Raw genomic sequence first — 18,224 nt, forward strand, 5'->3', positions numbered from 1 at the left:
TGCGTTCGTCACATATCCGTTACGAAACGGGGCGGCAACCGTTTGGTGAATGAATCTGCGCTTATTTCAGAAATGCGTTTCGCGGACGGCCTGCCACCAGGATACGGCGCGCCGGATGTGGGACGCGTGGATCGGGCTGTCCGGGGCAAGGCGGCCCATTGCCCATCCCAGCGAGGCCAGCACGCGGGCGAGGGTGAACAGAGCGACCGTCGCTTCGGTCATCGGGCGACGGCTGGCATAACCGGACGTCAACGCCGCCATCAGTTCGGCGCGATGCGGCTCTGCCAGGTTCTGGATCATCGCCGTGCCCAGGTCATAGCCGCGAAATCCGAAGCCCGAATCGTCAAAATCGATCAGGGATACCGAATGACCATTCACAAATACGTTCTCGCGCAGCACATCGGCATGGATCAGGCCGATGTCGCCGGTCAGGGCCGGATCGGTTGCCAGCCGGTCGCGCAGGAAATCCCGAGCGGCGGTCACCTCGGCCTTGTCGGTGTCCGAGAGGCGTGGATGTTCCCAGAACCGGCCCCAGAGGGGCGTTTCGCCGACCAGACCGTCACGGTCCCACCTGTGGCGCAGGAACCAGTCGGGCAGGGTCAGCCGATCGGTGGCATCGTGGATGCAGGCCAGAAGGTTGCCAAGCCTGTGGTGCAGGTCGATTTGTTGCGCGACGGGGAAGGCCAGCGGCACGTTCAGTTCGCCGATCGGATGCCCCTCCACCCAGGTCACGGCCGAGGCGCACTGACCGTTCGACAGCACCGCCAGCAGGTCCCCGGCATCGGTTTCGATCGGGCGGGGTACCGGCAGGCCTGCCGCCGCAAGTTCCGCGCACCACCATAGTTCGGAGCGGATCGCCACGGGCGCCTGATAGCCCGTCCGGTGGAGGCGCAGTGCCGTGCGCTCACCGCCGTGCAGGGCCATTTCGAACACCACATTCTCGCGATGGCCGATCAACCGGACGATCTGCGCCTTCCAGTGTCCGGCGGCTTCGGCGGCAAGGACTTCGGCGGCAGGGGCTTCGGCAGCGGTCATTCCTCGGTCTCCACCCGGCCCCGCAGGGCCTTCACGGTGCCGCGTTCCGCCTTGGCGGCAAGGCGGCGGCGCTGGCTGCCAAGCGTGGGCTTTGTCGGGATACGGCGCTTGGGCGCCACCAATGCCGCGCGGATCAATTCGGCCAGACGTTCCAGCGCCAGTTCGCGGTTGCGCGCCTGGCTGCGGGTTTCCTCGGACCGGATGACGATCGCACCGTCGGTCGTCCAGCGCCGCCCGGCCAGCCGCCTGAGCCGTGCCTTGATGGCGGGCGAAAGGTTGGGGCTGCGATCAGCCTCGAACCGCAGGTCTACGGCGGTTTCGACCTTGTTCACGTTCTGCCCGCCGGGACCCGAAGACCGCGAGAAGGTTTCCGTGATTTCCCAGTCGGCGATGGTGATCTGATCGTTGATGCGCAGCATGGGGGCAAGATTACGCGGTGCGGATCGGGCCGGGAAGGGCCCGCAAAAGAGAAAGGATCGCCGGAGAGCGGCGATCCTTTCCGAGTTCCTAGGAGATGGGCCAGTTAGGGATGTGGCCCAATCAATCGGTGGTTTTGTGAGGGGCTGCCCTCAGAAATCCAGCCTCCTGACTGTCCCGACACCTCTCTCCAATATCCCTCTAGACACTGGATCACCTCCTTTCAAAAAGTTGCCGATATGAGGAGCGTGACACAGATTTTGTGTTTGTCAAAACAAATTACGCAACTCTTGTGGTGAGCCTTTCGACGATCACCTTGAACGGCACCAGCGCCACCAACGCGAGCGAGAGTTTGACGGCCCAGTCGGCCACGGCCAGCGACACCCACAGCGGGGCGACGGGGCCAAGGCCCAGAAGCGGCAGCGCCTCGTTCGCCCAGGCCACGTCGTTTCCGGGTTCGAGGAAGGCGAAACCGGCCGAGAAGGCGGTGGTGAAGAAGATGGCGGTGTCCGCTGTCGATCCGACCAGCGTCGAGACCAGCGGCGCGCGCCACCAGGCGCCCTCGCGCATGCGGTCGAAGATGGCCACATCCAGAAGCTGGGCGCACAGGAAGGCAAGGCCCGATCCCAGGGCAATGCGGAAGGTCACCAGCGGGCCGAACTCGCCCATGATCTGGGTTCCGATCAGCGAACAGATCACGCCGACGACAAAGCCCACGACCACGACGCGGCGCGCGGCAGCCACGCCGTAGATGCGGTTCATCACGTCGGTGACCAGAAAGGCGAAGGGGTAGGTGAAGGCGCCCCAGGTCAGCCATTGGCCGAACAGGAACTGAACAAGGATGTTCGAGGCCACCACGATGGCGGCCATGGCAATAATGCCGGGCAGATGGGTGCGGGTCATGTCGGATTCCGTTTTGACAAGGTCGCGGAGACTTGGCCCTCCGGTCATCGGAGGACGGCGCGCATTACGCACCTTCCCCGGCGCTTGTCAATTGCGGATGCGGTATTCCACGATCTCTGTCCGCTGGAAGAAACGGAAATTGTCGTCCGAGATCATCGTCAGGCGGATCGCGCCACCGGTGTCTTGCCAGACCGACAGCCCTTCCAGGTTGTCATGCCGCCCCGGCCGGGTTTGCAGCAGCGTTTCGCCCGCGTCAATGCGGTTGCCGTCAATCGTGAAACGGCGAACGCGGCTGGCAAACCCCAGAAGCCCGCGGAACTCGCGCTCCAGCAGATAGAACCGCCCGTCGGGTCCGAAATCGGCGCCGACGGGCAGGAAGCCGCCCTGCCGCGGGATGGCAAAGGGTTGATCCCAGGTTCCGTTGCGATAACGCCAGACCGGAAACGGACGATCCTCGCGACCGGACCGTTCCGGAACGGTGTAAAGCCAGCCCTTGCCGTCGATCGCCAGCGCCTCGAGCGAGGAATTGCTTTGCATCCGCCGGAACGCTTCGGGCCGCGGCAGGTTTTCCGCCGATCCCTCGATCCGGGCATAGCGCAGAACGCGCGCCACGCCTTCGAACGACACATACGCCGCGCCATCGGGGCCGATGGCCAGGCCCTCGCTGTCGGCGCGCGATTTCTTCAGGGGGGCGTTGGCCTGCCCCGACAGCAGGCGCAGGGGGCTGGCGTCGACACCGGTGATGACGCCCTTGCCGTCACGGACAAGCCGCCCCGATGTCCAGCGGCCCCGGTCGGACAGCGCGACAAAGTTGCGACCGTCGGCCGCCACCTCGATCGCCGACATGCCCCCCAGGCCAGGGTCAGAGGACCGCCAGGTGAAGGCAGAAACGAAACCAGCGCCGGCGTCGTCGGCTCCGGCGCTGGTATGAACGGCAAGAACAAGGGCGAGCGCCCCCGTCAGGGCGAAGCGAGAACGTCGCGGCATTGCTTGGGCAGATCGGCCATCGTGTATTCGCGCGGATGGCGAACACGCGGGGCGGGCTCCTTCGGTTTCTTGGTGGTCTTGGGCGGGTTCAGGTAATCCGTCACCCACCAATTCAGCGTGTCGTCACAGCCATTCCCGCCTTTCGAAAGCTCGGCCACGGTGGGTTTTTGTGTTTCGCAAAGGCGGGCGCCTCTGGGGCATTTCAGGCGGACATGGAAATGCGTGTCATGGCCGGCAACGGGCCGGATCTTTTGCAGCCATGCCTTGTCTGCGGGCTTGGCGGTCTTGCACATCTCGATCTTCACGGCGGCTGCGACGAAGATGCGGTCGACCCGCGGGTCGGATGCGGCGGCCTTCAACACCAGGTGGTGCCCGCGCGACCAGTTCGACGTGACGCTGCGCTGATCGGCGGATCGCACGGGGATCGAGCTGATCTTTTCCCGTTCGGCACGCGTCAGGTTCAGCCGCCGGGGCGGAAGCATCCAGATATCGGCATCCAGCCCGATCTGGTGGCTGGCATGACCCGAGGTCATCGGCCCCCCGCGCGGCTGGCTGATGTCGCCGATGTAAAGCCCGGCCCAGCCGATCTGGCGCGCCACCGCAGACAGATCGACAAGATACTGGATCATCTCGGGGTGGCCCCAGTTGCGATTGCGCGACAGGCGCATCGCCTGCCATGTGGGGCCGGTTTCCGGCAGTTCGACCAGCCCCGCGCCGCAGCCCTTTGCATAGGACCCGATCGGCATGGCCGGTTGCTGCGAGCCTGCACCGTGTGAGCCAAACAACTGGTTGGCCAGCTTTTCGGCCTGAGCCTGCGATGCGGAAAACGCGATAACAGCCCCTGCAATCAGGGAAAGAACTCGATTCATCGACCTGCTCGTCTTGTGCCGTCCGGATGAACCCATGCTAGCAGAAACAGTCCGACAAGGAACAGGGCTATCAAAGGTGTGATCCCGATGCGCTGCGATCCGCTGATGTCGGTGACGATGGCGATCAGCAGCGGTGCAAGGAAGGACGTGGCCTTGCCGGTCAGGGCATAAAGCCCGAACGCCTCGTTCATCCGGTCCGGGTCGGACTGGCGGATCATCATCGTCCGGCTTGAGGATTGCAGCGCGCCGCCGGCCGCACCGATCAGCCCGCCGAGGACGTAGAAGGCGATATCGGGCAGGGCGCTGTCGGGCCCCACGGGCATGCCGAACACCGCCTCGCGCGAGACAAAGACGATCCCCAGGGCGACAAGGGTCAGCACGATCAGGCAGAAGGCGATCACCGGCTTGGGGCCGCGCGCGCTGTCGGCGTGGCCGCCAAGCCAGGCGAACAATGCGCCGGTCAGCGCGGCCAGAATACCGAACACCCCCATCTGGATCGGCTGCCAGCCCAGCATCCCCGCCGCATAGATGCCGCCGAATGTGTACATCCCGTTCAGCGCATCGCGATAGAACATCGAGGACATCAGATAGGCAAAAAGGCTCTGGCGCGCGGGCAGGCTGCGCAGCGTGCCCATCAGGTCGGGCACCGCCCGCCGGGCCGCCGTCAGAACGGGCATCCCCCGGCGCTTCGGTTCCTTCACCCACAGGAAGAACGGGATCATGAAGACGATATACCAGATCGCCGTCAGCGGCCCGACCGCCCGCGTGCCTTCCCGCTCGGCACTGTCAAGGCCAAGGATCGGGTCGATTCCGATCAGGGTCTTTCCGCCCGCGGAATCGTCGAACAGCACCAACATGACGACCAGCGCCAGCACCCCGCCGATATAACCGAAGGCCCAGCCCGAACCCGAGATCCTGCCCATGTCCTCGGCCGGACCAAGATCGGGCATCAGCGCGTTGGTGAAATTGGTGGCGAATTCCATCCCGATCAGGCCAATCCCGAAGAAGATCATCACCGTCCAGATGTTCATGTCGTCGGGGTGGGCCAGCCACAGCCCCCAGGCGCCCACGACATACATGATCGAGAACAGCCAGATGAACGGCATCTGCCCGCGCGCATTGTCGGCGATGGCCCCAAGGATGGGCGAGAAGATGGCAATCAGCACACCGGCCAGCGCGATGCCATAGCCCCAGATCGCCTGCGCCTCGGTCCCGTCGCCGATCACTTGGGTGATGTAGGGGCCGAAGATGAAGGTCAGCAGCAGTGTGTTGTAGGGCTGGCTGGCCCAGTCGAAGAAGTACCAACCCCAGATGCGCTTTCGGGCACTTGTCATGATGCGTCGCTTCCTTCCCTGTCGCCGCCGCCGATGAAGCCCGAAAGGCATCGCTCTGGCAAGGGCAAGGCTGCGGCCCCGGTCAGGCCCCCGCTCAGGCCTGCGGTGGCCAGGGGCGCATCGCGTCGGCGTCGATCCAGGCCTGCACCCAGTCGGGCAGCGGCGGGCTTTCTTCGCTCAGGCCCATGGCGCGCAGCACGCGGGCGGGCTCCACGATCCCTTCGGCGGATGTCACCGCGCCGCGCAACAGCATGTGCCCGGTACATTCGCCGCCGCGCCACATGGATTGTTCCATGTAGATGAACCGCCTGTCCCAGCCGATGCAGCGGCTGCGCATCTCGATCCGGTGGAAGGCTTTGACCCGCTTGCGATACCGCGTCGAGGCACCGGCGACGGCGATGCCCCAGCCGTTCGCCTTCAGCGCCCCGGCAAGCCCGGTGCGCATGGCAAGCGGGATGCGCCCCAGGTCGAACAGCGTCAGCGTCCGGCCGTTGTTCAGTTCCATCCAGGGGTCGATATCCCAGGGCCAGCAGATGTGGTGGCTGACATGTGTGCCGAGGATCGGCAGGTCGGGCGCCTTGCGGAACTTCAAGGCTTCCTTGGCGAGGCGGAAATAGGGGTACATGCGAGGCTCCGTTCAGCAATCGCCCTGCCCCGGCGCGCGGCGAAGGTCAAGCGGGACGCTGCGGCAAGTTTGACCCGGCGGCGCGATTTCCGGTTCTGGTGGTTGCTTCGATAGGGGTGGCGCGTTACCTAGACCACAACAGATTGTGCCGCCCCAAAGTGGAGCCCGAACGTGACATCCCTCATGCAGATCCTGCTTCTGGTTCTGAACATCGCGCAGTTCATCATTCTGGCGCATATCATCGTGAGCTGGCTGATCAACTTTCAGGTGCTGAACCCCCGCCAGCCGCTTGTAGGGCAGATCTGGTTCGGGCTGAGCCGGCTTCTGGACCCGATCTATGACCGCGTCCGGGCGTTCCTGCCGGCCACCGGCGGTCTGGATTTCGCGCCGCTGATCGTGCTTCTGGCGGTCTATGCGGCAAAGATCGTGGTGGTGAACAACCTCTACGCCTTCTGATCCCGTCTGTCCGGCCATGCAGCATCCCCGTTCCCTTCTGGCGCAGGTCTTCGGCTTTGATGCCTTCCGGCCGGGGCAGGAAGAGATCGTGCAGGCCGTCCTGGAAGGGCGCGATACGCTTGCGATCATGCCCACCGGCGGGGGAAAGTCGCTCTGCTTCCAGTTGCCGGCGCTGTGCCGCGAGGGCGTGACCGTGGTCATATCGCCCCTGATTGCGCTGATGCGGGATCAGGTCCGATCGCTGCGCGAAGCGGGGGTCGAGGCGGGCGCCCTGACATCGGGTAACACCGACGAGGAAACCGAGGCGGTCTTCCGCGCGCTGGATGATCGTCGGCTGAAGCTTCTCTATATCGCCCCCGAACGCCTTGCATCGGGCGCCACGACACAGATGCTGCGCCGCGTGGGGTGCGGCCTGATTGCCGTGGACGAGGCCCATTGCGTCAGCCAGTGGGGCCATGACTTTCGCCCCGATTACCTGCGCATCGGCGATCTGCGCCGGTCGCTAGGCGTGCCGCTGGCCGCATTCACCGCCACTGCCGACGAAGAGACCCGGGCCGAGATCGTCAACCGCCTGTTCGAAGGGCGCGAACCCGCCACCTTCCTGCGCGGGTTCGACCGGCCGAACATCCACCTGGCCTTTGCGGTGAAAGACAACCCGCGCCGCCAGATCCTTGATTTCGCCGCCGCACGGCGTGGGCAGTCGGGCATCGTTTATTGCGGCACGCGCGCCAAGACCGAAACGCTGGCGCAGGCGCTGTGCGAAGCGGGTCACGCCGCCTGCCACTACCATGGCGGGATGGAGGCCGACGAACGCCGCCGGGTCGAGGTGCGCTTTCAGCAGGAAGACGGGCTGATCGTGGTGGCGACCGTGGCCTTTGGCATGGGGATCGACAAGCCCGACATCCGCTGGGTGGCACATGCCGACCTGCCCAAGTCGATCGAGGGCTATTACCAGGAGATCGGTCGCGCCGGGCGCGATGGCGCGGCCGCGGAAACCCTTACGCTGTTTGGCCCCGATGACATCCGCCTGCGCCGGGGGCAGATCGACGAAGGCCTTGCCCCGCCCGATCGCAAGCAGGCCGATCACGGCCGGCTCAATGCCCTTCTTGGTCTGGCCGAGGCGACGGGATGCCGACGGCAGGTCCTGTTGCGCTATTTCGGCGAGGACCCTGCGCCTTGCGGTAATTGCGATCTGTGCGACCGCCCGGCGCTGCTGTTCGATGCAACCGAAGCGGTGCGCAAGGCGCTGTCGGCCATCCTGCGCACCGGGGAAAGTTTCGGGGCAGGCCATCTGATCGATATTCTGACCGGGCAGGCGACCGACAAGGTGCGCCAGCGCGGCCATGATGCCCTGCCCACCTTCGGCGTCGGGCGCGAGCTGACGAAACCCGCATGGGGTGCGGTCTTCCGGCAGATGATGGGGCGCGATTTCGTCCGTCCCGATCCGGAACGCCACGGCGCGCTGGTCATGACCGATGCCGCCCGTCCCGTCCTGCGCGGCGAGGAGGGCGTGACCTTCCGTCGTGACAGTGTGGCCGCGGCCGGCCCCCGGCCCGCCGTGCGCGCCCTTGTCAGTGACGAGGATGCGCCGCTTCTGTCCGCGCTCAAGGCCAAGAGGCGCGCCCTGGCCGAAGCAGCGGGCGTGCCTGCCTATGTGATATTTCCCGACCGGACGCTGATCGAGATGGCCGAACGCCGCCCTGCCACGCTGGACGAGATGGCGCAGGTGTCCGGCGTGGGGGCGAAGAAGCTGGAAAGCTATGGCGCGGCCTTCCTTGGGGTGATCGCCGGCGCGGCCACGCCCTTGCATCCGCAGCGGATGCGGCTGGCGGGCAAGCCTGCGGGTGCCCTGTTCGACCGCCTGGCCGAGGCGCAGCTGCGCCTGATGCGGGGCGAGGATGGCACCGGCAAGCCGCTTTCGCTGTCGCAATCGGCGCTGCGCAAGATCGCCGAGGCGCGGCCCTCGACCCTGTCCGATCTGGATCGCGTGGGCGACCTTGGGCCCGCAAAACTGGAACGGTTCGGACCCGCCTTTCTTGCCGTTATTGCCGAGGAGTAGGACAATGCTCTGTGTGATTTCCCCCGCCAAGCGGCTGGATGCAAAACCGCGTGTCCTTCCGGGCGCCCCCGAAGAAACCCGCCCGGCCTTTGCCGATCGCGCGCGCGATCTTGCGTCGCTGGCCCGTTGCCTGACGGTTTCGGAACTGCGCCAGCTGATGCACATTTCGGAACCTCTGGCGCGGATGAATGCCGAACGTTTCGCGGCCTTCGGGTCGCAGGACGCCGCCTCAGCAATCAGCCTTTTCGCCGGCGACACCTACACCGGGCTTGAGGCGCGGACGATGGATGCCGATGCGCTTCGCTGGGCGCAATCGCACCTGCGCATTCTGTCCGGGCTTTACGGGCTCTTGCGTCCGTTCGACAGGATCGAACCGCACCGGCTGGAAATGGGCAGCCGTCTGGCCAATCCGGCGGGCGCTGACCTTTACGCCTTCTGGGGCGACCGTATCGCGCGGGCCCTGAACGACGCGGCCGAGGCGGCCGATACCGGCGTTCTGGTGAACTGTGCCTCGGTCGAATACTTCACCGCGGTCGACCGGTCGGCGCTGAGGCTGCGGGTGATCACGCCGGTCTTTCTGGATGAACGGCCCGAGGGCGATGCGCGTGTGGTCAGCTTCTGGGCCAAGCGGGCGCGCGGGGCGATGGCGCGCTTCATGGCCGAACACCGGCTGACCGATCCCGAAGACCTGCGCGGTTTTTCCGCGGGCGGCTACGGGTATCGGCCGGACCTTTCGGACGGGGACAGCTGGGTTTTCCTGCGCCCGCTTGCCGCGCAAGAGACGACGGCGGCCTAGTTCAGCACCGCAATTGAGGCATTCAGCACGGTCGCGAAGGCAACCCAGGCCGAATAGGGCGCGAAAAGCAGCGCCGTGAACCTGTCGCGTGGCCATTCCGCCCGGATGAAGGCCAGGATCGCCACCAGCAGAAGCACGATCACGACAAGGCCCGACCAAGGCGCCCCGAGGCCGAAATAGACCGGGGTCCAGGTCAGGTTCAGGGCCATCTGCAACAGCCACAGCCGGAAGGCGCCGCCATCCAGATAGCTGCGCGCCCCGGCCCAGCCGATCAGGACGTAAAGCACCGTCCAGACCGGGCCGAACAGCCAGTCCGGCGGTGCGAAGAAGGGGCGGATGACATCGGCATATCCCTGTCCGGGCACGACGAAAAATCCCATCGCCGCGCCACTCGCCATGGTGCCGATGATGAACAGAAGGTGGACCATCCGGCGGGACATGTGCGGGATTCCTGATTGGCGACCTGCCCCTGAACATGGGGCGCAGCGCCGCACGGATCAACCCTGCACTGATAAACCCACGGGCACCGGGGTCACCCTACCGCCACCGTGCGGGTATCGTCGCCCAGGCCTGCGTCCTCGTCAGGCGCCGGGTTGCCCACTGGCGCACGCACGGTCGATGGCGCAAATTCCGCGATGGCGGCGGTGATGGCGGTCTTTCGCAGCGGTTTGGTCAGGTATCGGTCCATCCCCGCGGCAAGGATGGCTTCGGCGTCGCCGTCCATCGCATGGGCGGTCAGGGCGACGATCGGCACCGTCCTGCCCGAACCCGTCTCGATCGCGCGGATGGCCATCGCGGCCTCGCGCCCGTCCATTTCCGGCATCGAGATATCCATGAAGATCAGGTCGGGATGGAATGTCCCGAACAGGTCCACCGCCTCGCGTCCGTTACCGGCGAAGGCAAGGTCGATGTCGAGATCCCGCACCATCTTGCGGAAGACAAGCTGGTTGGTGCGGTTGTCCTCGGCCGCCAGAACCCGCATTTGCCGAAGGGGCACAGAGGCCGCCAGCGACAGGCGCCGCACCGGCGCCGTGGCGGGAACCTCGGCCGACAGTTCCTGCAATCGCCGGAAAAGATCGGCCCGCAGAACCGGTTTTTGCAGGATCGCGGCCAGTTCCGGGGCGCCGGGGGCGGATCTGGCCTCGGCGGAATGGGTCGATAGCAGGATGACGGGCATCCGGTGGCCCGCCGCGCGGATCGCCGCCGTCAGGGCGATGCCGTCCATGTCGGGCATTTCGTGATCGGTGATCACCACATCCGGCGCCGGGTCTGCCGCAAGGCTGGCCATCGCCTCGGCCCCCGACCGGCACAGCGTGACGGCAAGGCCGCAGGTGATCAGCTGGCGTTCCAGTATGGTGCGGTTGATGAACTTGTCATCGACCACAAGCGCGCGTTTCAGCGTGACCGGCAGATGGGCCGGGGCCGGGTCCTCGGCCACCGGCAGCGACAGGCGGAACCCAAAGCACGACCCCTGCCCCGGTTCGCTGTCAACCCACACCGCCCCGCCCATGCGTTCCACCAGACGCCGCGTGATCGCAAGGCCAAGTCCGGTTCCCTCGAACTTGCGGTTCGACTGTTCCTCGACCTGATTGAACTCGCCGAAGATGTGGTCGAGATGGTCGGGCGATATCCCGATGCCGGTATCCTCGACCGTGATGTGCAACCGCTGGCTGCCGTCTTCCGCCTCAAGCCCCACGACGCGCACAAGGACATGGCCGCGTTCGGTGAACTTCACCGCATTGCCCATCAGGTTGGTCAGAACCTGCCGGATGCGCCCCGGATCGCCGACATAAAGCGTGGGCAGGAACAGGTCGAAGTCGATCATCAGGTCGATGCCCTTGGCCCGCGCACGGGGCTGCAGCAGCATGGCGACCTCATGGATGGTGCGTTCAAGGTCGAAGGGTTCAGGGTGGAGGCTGACACGTTCGGCTTCAAGCTTGGAATAGTCGAGAATGTCATTGATGATGACCAGAAGCGCCTCGCCCGAAGACCGGATCGTTTCGGCAAACAGGCGCTGTTCCTCGGTCAGGTCGGTATCGCACAACAGTTCCGCCATCCCGACGACGCCATTCATTGGCGTGCGGATTTCGTGGCTCATGTTGGCGAGGAAGGCGGATTTGGCGCGGTTTGCCGCCTCGGCCGCGTCGCGGGCGGCTTCCAGCGCCTCCTGCTGCGCCTTGAGCGCGGTGATGTCCACCCGAAGGCCGACGCGCCCGCCGTCGGGCGTTTCCTGTTCCATGATCCGCAGCCAGCGACCGTCGCCCAATCGCTGTTCAAGGTGGCTGAACGGCGCCGCGTGAAGCGCGAGCCGTTCGCGCAGCCAGTCCTCTTCACGTCCTTCGGCCTCGGCATACTGGCCCTGTGACAGGCCGTGCCGCAGGATATCCTCGAACCGGGTGCCGGGCTGTATCGCCGGGGCGCTTTCGGGATAGATCTCGCGATAGCGCTGATTGCAGGTGATCAGGCGATCTTCGCGGTCGAACAGGACAAAGCCATCGGGGATCGCCTCGATCGCGGCCCAGATCCTCATCTGATCGGTGATGTCCAGCGCCAGCGTGACCATCCCGCCATCGCGCGTGCGCCTGTCCACCAGCTTGATCCAGTTGCCGCTGGAAAGGCGTATCGTGACGGCATCGAGCGCGTCTGATTCCCATCGGTGCAGCAAGCGGTTCTGCCAGTCGCCCGCGTCTTCGCCCTGCAGGTCGACGATCCCGCTTTCGGCGGCCAGACGCAGGATTTCGGCATAGCCGATGCCGGGCGCCACGGCGTGCCCCTCGAAGGTGGCAAGGTAGGCCCGGTTCGCGGCAACGAGGCAGCGGTTCGAATCGAACACGGCGAACCCGTCGCGAATCGTGTCGATGGAATCCCACAGCCGCCGTTCGGCGATCACGGCGGCGGTGTGGGCCTTTTCCAGATCCTCGACAAAGCGCAGGTTCTGCCCCTTGAGTTCCTGAGCCTGCGATTGCGCGGTGCGCACGGCGTGGCGTTGTTCCACGATCTGTTCCGATAGGGCGCGCGCATGCAGGGCAAGCTTTTCGTTCGCGGCAAACAGTTCGCGGCTTTTCTGTTCCAGAAGCCGTTCCGCCGCCAGCCGCGCGCGCCGTTCCCTGGCCAGACGTTCCGCGAAATCCATCCCGTCGGCTCCCGTGCTTTCCCCTGTCCTGGCGCAACCCTATCGGCAACACAGTGAAGCAAACGTTAAGGATCGCGGGCATCGGGGTAAGGTTCGCCGTGCTTGCCAAGCGGGGGTACCACATGCCACGCTTTCCCCATTCCGAACCGGAGGATTTCAGAATGCGCCGCTTGTCGATTGCCCTGATTGCGGGGGTCTTGTCCGTCATGGTGCCGGGCCTGCTTGTGGCGCAGGACAGCCTGATCCCCGATCGGCGTTTCGCGATCAGCCGTGATGCCGATCTTCCGGGCGGCGATATCGCCACCATCTTCGACACCACGCAGGACGCCTGCGAACGTGCCTGCCTGACCAATCCGCGCTGCACGGCCTTCACCTTCAACACGCGGAACGGATCGTGCTTTCCCAAGGCCGATCCGGGGGCCGAGGCGTTCTATCAGGGGGCGATCTCGGGGCGTGTCCTGACGGCGGCGCCGGGGGATGCGGACCGCGCCCGACTGCGCGCCTCCGACCTTGGGTTTCTGGGGCAGGGCGATCTGCGGCAGGCGCATGATCTGGCCCGCGATCTGGGCAAGCTGCATGCCACCGGCGTCTGGTCGGCCGAGGATCTTCTGAAAGGCGCGGCAGAGGCCGAGGCGCAGGGCAATGCCGCCCGCGCTATGGCCCTGACCGGCGCGGCGGTCAATCTTGCGGATGCGCCGGATCTGTGGGGCGAATACGCCCGCCGGCTCCTGCTGCTGGCCGACCGGGACCAGCAGAACCGCCGCGCCTACAACGAAAGGGCGGCGACGGCGGCGATCAACGGCTATCTGAGGGCGGACAACCCGGCCTTGCGCCATACGCTTCTGGTGCATTTGGGCGATGCGATGGAACGGATCGGGCGCGGCCGTGACACGGTGGGCGCGCTGCGACTGGCGCAAAGCCTGCAACCGCGCGACGACACGGCCGCCGCGCTTGAGGATGCGATCGGGAAATACGGGTTCCGCATCGTCCAGCACGATGTGCAGTCCGACAGCGCCCGGCCGCGTCTTTGCGCACAGTTTTCCGAAGATCTGGCAACCTCGGGCGTCGATTACGCGCCCTTCGTGCAACTGCCCGCACCCGATCTGGCCGTCGAGGTGGATGGCACGCGGCAGCTTTGCATCGTGGGCCTCGCGCATGGCCAGCGGCCTGCCGTCACCTTCCGCGAGGGATTGCCCGCGGCCGATGGGCAGACGCTGGCGAAATCCGTGCAGATCACCGCCTATGTCCGCGATCGCAGCCCCGCGGTGCGCTTCCCTGGCCGCGGCTATGTGCTGCCCCGGACGGGATCGGCCAGCGTGCCGGTGGAAACGGTCAACGTGACGCGGCTTGAGCTTGAGCTTTACCGCGTGTCCGACCGCAACCTGATGCGGTCCCTGCAAGAGGAGTATTTCGGCTATCCGATGGCCGAGTGGCAAGAGGGCGGGTTCCGCAGCCAGGTTGGCGAACGGCTTTGGCAGGGCGTGGCCGAGGTTCCCCAGGAGGTGAACCGCGACACCACGACCCGCCTGCCGATGGACGAGGCGCTGGCCGGGCTCTCCGCCGGGATCTATGCGCTCAGGGCTGCAATTCCGGGTGCCGATCCCTATCAGACGCCCGCTGCATGGCAGTGGTTCGTCGTCTCCGATCTGGGGATGACCGCGATGAGCGGAAATGACGGGCTGCACGTGTTTGTCCGCGCGTTGGGTACGGCCGAGGCAAAGGCGGGCATCACGGTGGAATTGGTGAATCGGGCAAACGCGGTTCTGGGCACCGTCACGACCGACGATCAGGGCTATGCCCGGTTCGATGCCGGGCTGACGCGCGGCACCGGCGGTGCGGCCCCCGGCATGATCATCGCGCGCGAGGGGGAGGCCGATGTGGCGTTCCTGTCGCTGACCGAACCGGAGTTCGATCTGTCCGACCGAGGGGTAGAGGGGCGCGAGGCCGCCCCGCCGGTCGACGTGTTCCTGACTACCGAACGCGGCGCCTATCGGGCGGGCGAAACCGTCTATGTCACAGCCCTTGCGCGGGACGGGCAGGGTCAGGCGATCAAGGGCCTTCCGCTGACCTGGATCGTCAAGCGGCCCGACGGCGTGGAATACGCGCGCGCGGCTGTGAACGACTGGAACGGCGGCTATGTCTATTCGCACCTGATTGCGGGCAGCGCGCCCCGCGGTGTCTGGAAGACCGAGCTTTACGCCGATCTGGACGCAAGGCCGCTGGCCAGCCGCACCTTCCTTGTTGAGGATTTCCTGCCCGAGCGCATCGACTTTGACCTGACGCTGCCCGACACCCCCTTGCGGCCCGGCGACGCGGCGCTGCTGACGGTCGAGGCGCGCTATCTGTTCGGCGCGCCGGGGGCCGATCTTTCGGTCGAGGGCGAGGTTATCCTGCGTGCGGCGCAAGAACTGCCGGGCTTTCCCGGCTATGTCTTCGGTCGTCACGACAACCCGCTGTCGCCGCAATATCAATCGCTTGAGGGTGGTGCGCGGACGGATGCCGAAGGGCGCGCGACGCTTTCTGCCGCCTTGCCCGATGTGGCCCAGCCCGACCGCCCGCTTGAGGCGGCGGTGCGGGTGCGCGTGGCCGAAGGGTCGGGCCGCCCCGTCGAACGCGAGGTGACGCGGGCGCTTGCCCCCGCGACCGCGATGATCGGGATCAGGCCGATGTTCGACGGCGTCGTGCCCGAAGGGGCCGAGGCGCGGTTCTCGGTGATCGGCATCGGCCCGGATGCGGCGCCCCTGCCGATGAAGGTGAAATGGCGGCTGACCCGGATCGAGACGGATTACCAGTGGTACAGCAGCTATGGAAACTGGAACTGGGAACCGGTCACGACCCGGACCCCGGTTTCCGAAGGCGAGGCCGATCTGGGCGCCACGCCGCTGGAAATCGCCGCGCCGGTGACATGGGGCGAATACGAACTGGCGGTGGAACGGGTGGGCGGTGGTGTCGCCGAAAGCTCCACCACCTTCTACGCGGGCTGGTACGGCGTGGCCGATGCCAGCAGCACGCCCGATACGCTGGAGGTCTCGCTGGACAAGCCCGCCTATGCGCCGGGGGATACTGCGCGGTTGCGGGTCGTTCCGCGCGCGGCGGGCGTGGCGCTGGTCACGGTTCTGTCGGACCGGCTGATCGACATGCGCACGGTCGAGGTGGCCGAGGGAGAGAACCTCATTGGTCTGCCCGTGACGGCGGACTGGGGAACGGGGGTCTATGTCACGGCATCGGTGCTGCGGCCGATGGATGTGGCGGCAGGCCGGAACCCGGCGCGGGCGCTTGGTCTGGCCCATGCTGCCATCGATCCCGGCGCGCGCCAGTTGCGGGCGGCCGTGGAGGCCCCGGCCGAGGCGGCGCCCCGTGGCCCGCTTGAAGTGGCGGTCAGGGTCGATGGTGTGGCCGCAGGCGAAACCGCGCATGTCACCGTGGCGGCGGTGGATGTGGGCATCCTGAACCTGACCCGCTTTGCCTCGCCCGATCCGTCGGCGCATTATTTCGGCCAGCGCAAGCTGGGGATGGGGCTGCGCGACGTCTATGGCCGCCTGATCGACGGGCTGAACGGGGCCGCGGGTGTGGTGCGCTCGGGCGGGGATGCGGGCGCGCAGGCGCGGTTGCAATCCGACCCGCCGACCGAAGAGCTGGTTGCCTATTTCAGCGGGCCGATCGAGGTCGGCGCCGATGGGCTTGCGCGCGCCAGTTTCGACCTGCCCGCGTTCAACGGCACCGTTCGCGTGATGGCGGTGGCATGGTCCGACACGGGCGTCGGTCAGGCCGAAGCCGATGTTCTGGTGCGTGATCCGGTGGTCGTGACGGCCAGCGTGCCGCGATTCATGGCGCCCGGAGACGAAAGCCGGATGCTGCTTGAAATCGTTCATGCCACCGGCCCGACCGGGCGGATGGGGCTGGATGTCACGGCGAATGGCCTGAGCCTTGGCGCCGTGCCCTCGGGCTTCGATCTGGGCGAGAAGGCGAAAGCCACCTTCGCCGTTCCGCTGATGGCGGGCGCGGCGGGCGATGCCACGGTGCGGGTCGCGCTGACCACGCCCGACGGGCGGCAGCTGGTCAAGGATCTGGTGGTTCCGGTGCGCCGCAACGATCCCGAGGTGATGCGGGTCAGCCGGTTCGATCTGGCGCCGGGGCAGGAATTCACGCTGGATCAGGCGGTGTTCGACGGTCTGGTTGCCGGAAGCGGGAAGGCCACGATGGCCGTCGGCCCGCTGGCGCGGCTGAATGCGCCGGGCCTTCTGGCCGCGCTCGATCGCTATCCCTATGGCTGCACGGAACAGATGACCTCGCGCGCGCTGCCGCTGCTCTATTTCGGCGAGGTGGCGCAGGTGATGGGCCTGCAGGGGGCCGATGACATCGACGGTCGCATCCGCGAAGCGATCACCGAGATCCTGCAGAACCAGACCGCCGAAGGTGCCTTTGGCCTTTGGGGGCCGTCATCGGGCGACATGTGGCTTGATGCCTTCGTCACCGATTTCCTGAGCCGGGCGCGGGCGCGCGGGTTCGATGTGCCGGACCGGGCCTTCCGGCAGGCGCTGGACAACCTGCGCAACCAGGTCAACTACACCGCAGATTTCGACGAGGGCGGCGAGTCGCTGGCCTATGCGCTGATGGTTCTTGCGCGCGAGGGCGCGGCGGCGGTGGGCGACCTGCGGTATTACGCCGATGTAAAGGGCGATGCCTTTGCGACACCGCTGGCGCAGGCGCAACTGGGTGCCGCGCTGGCCAGTTACGGCGATCCTGCGCGGGCGGATGCGATGTTCCGCCGGGCGGCCGGGCGGCTTCAGGCCGAAGCGGGACCCGAACGGGAACAGATCTTCCGCGCCGATTTCGGCACACGCTGGCGGGACGCGGCGGCGGTGCTGGCGCTGGCGGTGGAGTCCGGTTCGCAGGCCGTGGACCGCGAGTCCCTGACCGACCGGATCGCCGCGCAGGGCGGGCAGCTTTCGACGCAAGAGGCGACCTGGGCGCTGATGGCGGCGAATGCGCTGATCGACCGGCCGGGCGCCGACGGGATCACCATCGACGGTGCGCCCGCAACCGGGCCCCTGGTGCGGGTGCTGGATGCGGGCGGGGCGGCGCAATCGGTTGTCAACGGGTCCGCTGCGGCGACAACGATCACGCTGACCACCTATGGCGTGCCCGAGGTGCCCGAAGCCGCCGGGGGAACCGCCTATGCCATCACCCGCAGCCATTACACGATGGATGGGCAGCCCGCATCGCTGGACGGGGTGAAGGTGGGCACGCGTCTGGTGGCCGTGGTCGAGATCGTGCCCTTCGGGCGGGGCGAGGCGCGGCTGATCGTGGCCGATCCGCTTCCCGCCGGGTTCGAGATCGACAACCCGAACCTTCTGCGCGGGGGCGATACATCGGCGCTGGAATGGCTGTCGACCGAAGAGAACGTGACCCATGCCGAATTCCGGCAGGACCGGTTCCTTGCGGCGCTGGATCGGTTCGGAAACGAACCGTTCCGTCTGGCCTATGTGATCCGCGCGGTGTCGCCGGGGACGTTCCATCATCCGGCGGCCACGGTCGAGGACATGTATCGGCCCGATCATCGCGGGCGGTCCGAGGCCGGTCGCGTGACGATCGCCGAATGAGGATGGC

General features: G+C 66.5%; 13 protein-coding genes. 4 read left to right on the top strand and 9 right to left on the bottom strand.

Translation table 11 applies throughout. From position 1 onward, the window contains the following. Positions 1-66: 66 nt before the first annotated feature. The 7 genes from E7811_RS08610 to E7811_RS08640 all read right to left on the bottom strand — a co-directional run bounded on the left by E7811_RS08610 (position 67) and on the right by E7811_RS08640 (position 6,170). Complete coding sequence (locus E7811_RS08610) at positions 67-1,035, bottom strand: phosphotransferase enzyme family protein (RefSeq protein ID WP_136394104.1); 969 nt, start codon at positions 1,033-1,035, stop codon at positions 67-69. Then, entirely contained in the window at positions 1,032-1,454 is a 423-nt protein-coding gene (arfB, locus tag E7811_RS08615) for an alternative ribosome rescue aminoacyl-tRNA hydrolase ArfB (RefSeq protein ID WP_136394105.1), read from the bottom strand. The genes E7811_RS08610 and arfB overlap by 4 nt, the downstream gene beginning before the upstream one ends. Before the next feature lie 277 nt (positions 1,455-1,731). Continuing rightward, complete coding sequence (locus E7811_RS08620) at positions 1,732-2,355, bottom strand: queuosine precursor transporter (protein ID WP_136394106.1); 624 nt, start codon at positions 2,353-2,355, stop codon at positions 1,732-1,734. 87 nt (positions 2,356-2,442) lie between these two features. Further along, positions 2,443-3,342 carry an esterase-like activity of phytase family protein gene (locus E7811_RS08625; protein WP_136394107.1) on the bottom strand — a complete coding sequence of 300 codons (900 nt, stop codon included), beginning with the start codon at positions 3,340-3,342 and terminating at the stop codon, positions 2,443-2,445. Then, positions 3,315-4,211 carry a penicillin-insensitive murein endopeptidase gene (gene mepA, locus E7811_RS08630; protein ID WP_136394108.1) on the bottom strand — a complete coding sequence of 299 codons (897 nt, stop codon included), beginning with the start codon at positions 4,209-4,211 and terminating at the stop codon, positions 3,315-3,317. The genes E7811_RS08625 and mepA overlap by 28 nt, the downstream gene beginning before the upstream one ends. After that, positions 4,208-5,545, bottom strand: a complete 1,338-nt coding sequence (locus E7811_RS08635) for an MFS transporter (protein WP_136394109.1) — start codon at positions 5,543-5,545, stop codon at positions 4,208-4,210. The genes mepA and E7811_RS08635 overlap by 4 nt, the downstream gene beginning before the upstream one ends. Before the next feature lie 94 nt (positions 5,546-5,639). After that, positions 5,640-6,170, bottom strand: a complete 531-nt coding sequence (locus E7811_RS08640) for an acyl-CoA thioesterase (RefSeq protein WP_136394110.1) — start codon at positions 6,168-6,170, stop codon at positions 5,640-5,642. Between the two features lie 171 nt (positions 6,171-6,341). Between E7811_RS08640 and E7811_RS08645 the strand changes: the two genes are divergently transcribed. Genes E7811_RS08645 through yaaA form a run of 3 tightly spaced genes read left to right on the top strand, consistent with a single transcriptional unit; the run spans position 6,342 to position 9,481 of the window. Continuing rightward, a complete protein-coding gene (locus tag E7811_RS08645) occupies positions 6,342-6,626 on the top strand; it encodes a YggT family protein (protein WP_136394111.1) in 285 nt (94 codons plus the stop codon). A gap of 16 nt (positions 6,627-6,642) precedes the next feature. Next, a complete protein-coding gene (gene recQ, locus E7811_RS08650; RefSeq protein WP_136394112.1) occupies positions 6,643-8,685 on the top strand; it encodes a DNA helicase RecQ in 2,043 nt (680 codons plus the stop codon). 4 nt (positions 8,686-8,689) lie between these two features. Continuing rightward, positions 8,690-9,481, top strand: a complete 792-nt coding sequence (yaaA, locus tag E7811_RS08655) for a peroxide stress protein YaaA (protein WP_136394113.1) — start codon at positions 8,690-8,692, stop codon at positions 9,479-9,481. On the opposite strand, the gene E7811_RS08660 is transcribed toward yaaA, so the two are convergent. Both E7811_RS08660 and E7811_RS08665 read right to left on the bottom strand, forming a co-directional pair. Continuing rightward, entirely contained in the window at positions 9,478-9,921 is a 444-nt protein-coding gene (locus tag E7811_RS08660) for a TspO/MBR family protein (protein WP_136394114.1), read from the bottom strand. The two genes, yaaA and E7811_RS08660, sit on opposite strands and share 4 nt — an antisense overlap. Positions 9,922-10,013: 92 nt before the next feature. Then, a complete protein-coding gene (locus tag E7811_RS08665) occupies positions 10,014-12,614 on the bottom strand; it encodes a hybrid sensor histidine kinase/response regulator (protein ID WP_136394115.1) in 2,601 nt (866 codons plus the stop codon). A 161-nt stretch (positions 12,615-12,775) separates the two neighbouring features. Here E7811_RS08665 and E7811_RS08670 point away from each other — a divergent pair, with 161 nt between their 5' ends. Further along, on the top strand, positions 12,776-18,217 hold the full coding sequence (locus E7811_RS08670; RefSeq protein WP_136394116.1) for an alpha-2-macroglobulin family protein: 5,442 nt from the start codon (positions 12,776-12,778) through the stop codon (positions 18,215-18,217). Positions 18,218-18,224: the final 7 nt, after the last annotated feature.

Source organism: Aliigemmobacter aestuarii, assembly GCF_004799285.1.
GTDB classification, from domain to species: Bacteria; Pseudomonadota; Alphaproteobacteria; order Rhodobacterales; family Rhodobacteraceae; genus Aliigemmobacter; species Aliigemmobacter aestuarii.

Bases quoted from the DNA above. Each gene is read 5' to 3' on its own strand.
- E7811_RS08620 (WP_136394106.1), bottom strand. From the start codon at position 2,355: ATGACCCGCACCCATCTGCCCGGCATTATTGCCATGGCCGCCATCGTG.
- E7811_RS08660 (WP_136394114.1), bottom strand. From the start codon at position 9,921: ATGTCCCGCCGGATGGTCCACCTTCTGTTCATCATCGGCACCATGGCG.
- E7811_RS08670 (WP_136394116.1), top strand. From the start codon at position 12,776: ATGCGCCGCTTGTCGATTGCCCTGATTGCGGGGGTCTTGTCCGTCATG.
- E7811_RS08625 (WP_136394107.1), bottom strand. From the start codon at position 3,342: ATGCCGCGACGTTCTCGCTTCGCCCTGACGGGGGCGCTCGCCCTTGTT.
- E7811_RS08635 (WP_136394109.1), bottom strand. From the start codon at position 5,545: ATGACAAGTGCCCGAAAGCGCATCTGGGGTTGGTACTTCTTCGACTGG.
- arfB (WP_136394105.1), bottom strand. From the start codon at position 1,454: ATGCTGCGCATCAACGATCAGATCACCATCGCCGACTGGGAAATCACG.
- yaaA (WP_136394113.1), top strand. From the start codon at position 8,690: ATGCTCTGTGTGATTTCCCCCGCCAAGCGGCTGGATGCAAAACCGCGT.
- recQ (WP_136394112.1), top strand. From the start codon at position 6,643: ATGCAGCATCCCCGTTCCCTTCTGGCGCAGGTCTTCGGCTTTGATGCC.
- mepA (WP_136394108.1), bottom strand. From the start codon at position 4,211: ATGAATCGAGTTCTTTCCCTGATTGCAGGGGCTGTTATCGCGTTTTCC.
- E7811_RS08665 (WP_136394115.1), bottom strand. From the start codon at position 12,614: ATGGATTTCGCGGAACGTCTGGCCAGGGAACGGCGCGCGCGGCTGGCG.
- E7811_RS08640 (WP_136394110.1), bottom strand. From the start codon at position 6,170: ATGTACCCCTATTTCCGCCTCGCCAAGGAAGCCTTGAAGTTCCGCAAG.
- E7811_RS08610 (WP_136394104.1), bottom strand. From the start codon at position 1,035: ATGACCGCTGCCGAAGCCCCTGCCGCCGAAGTCCTTGCCGCCGAAGCC.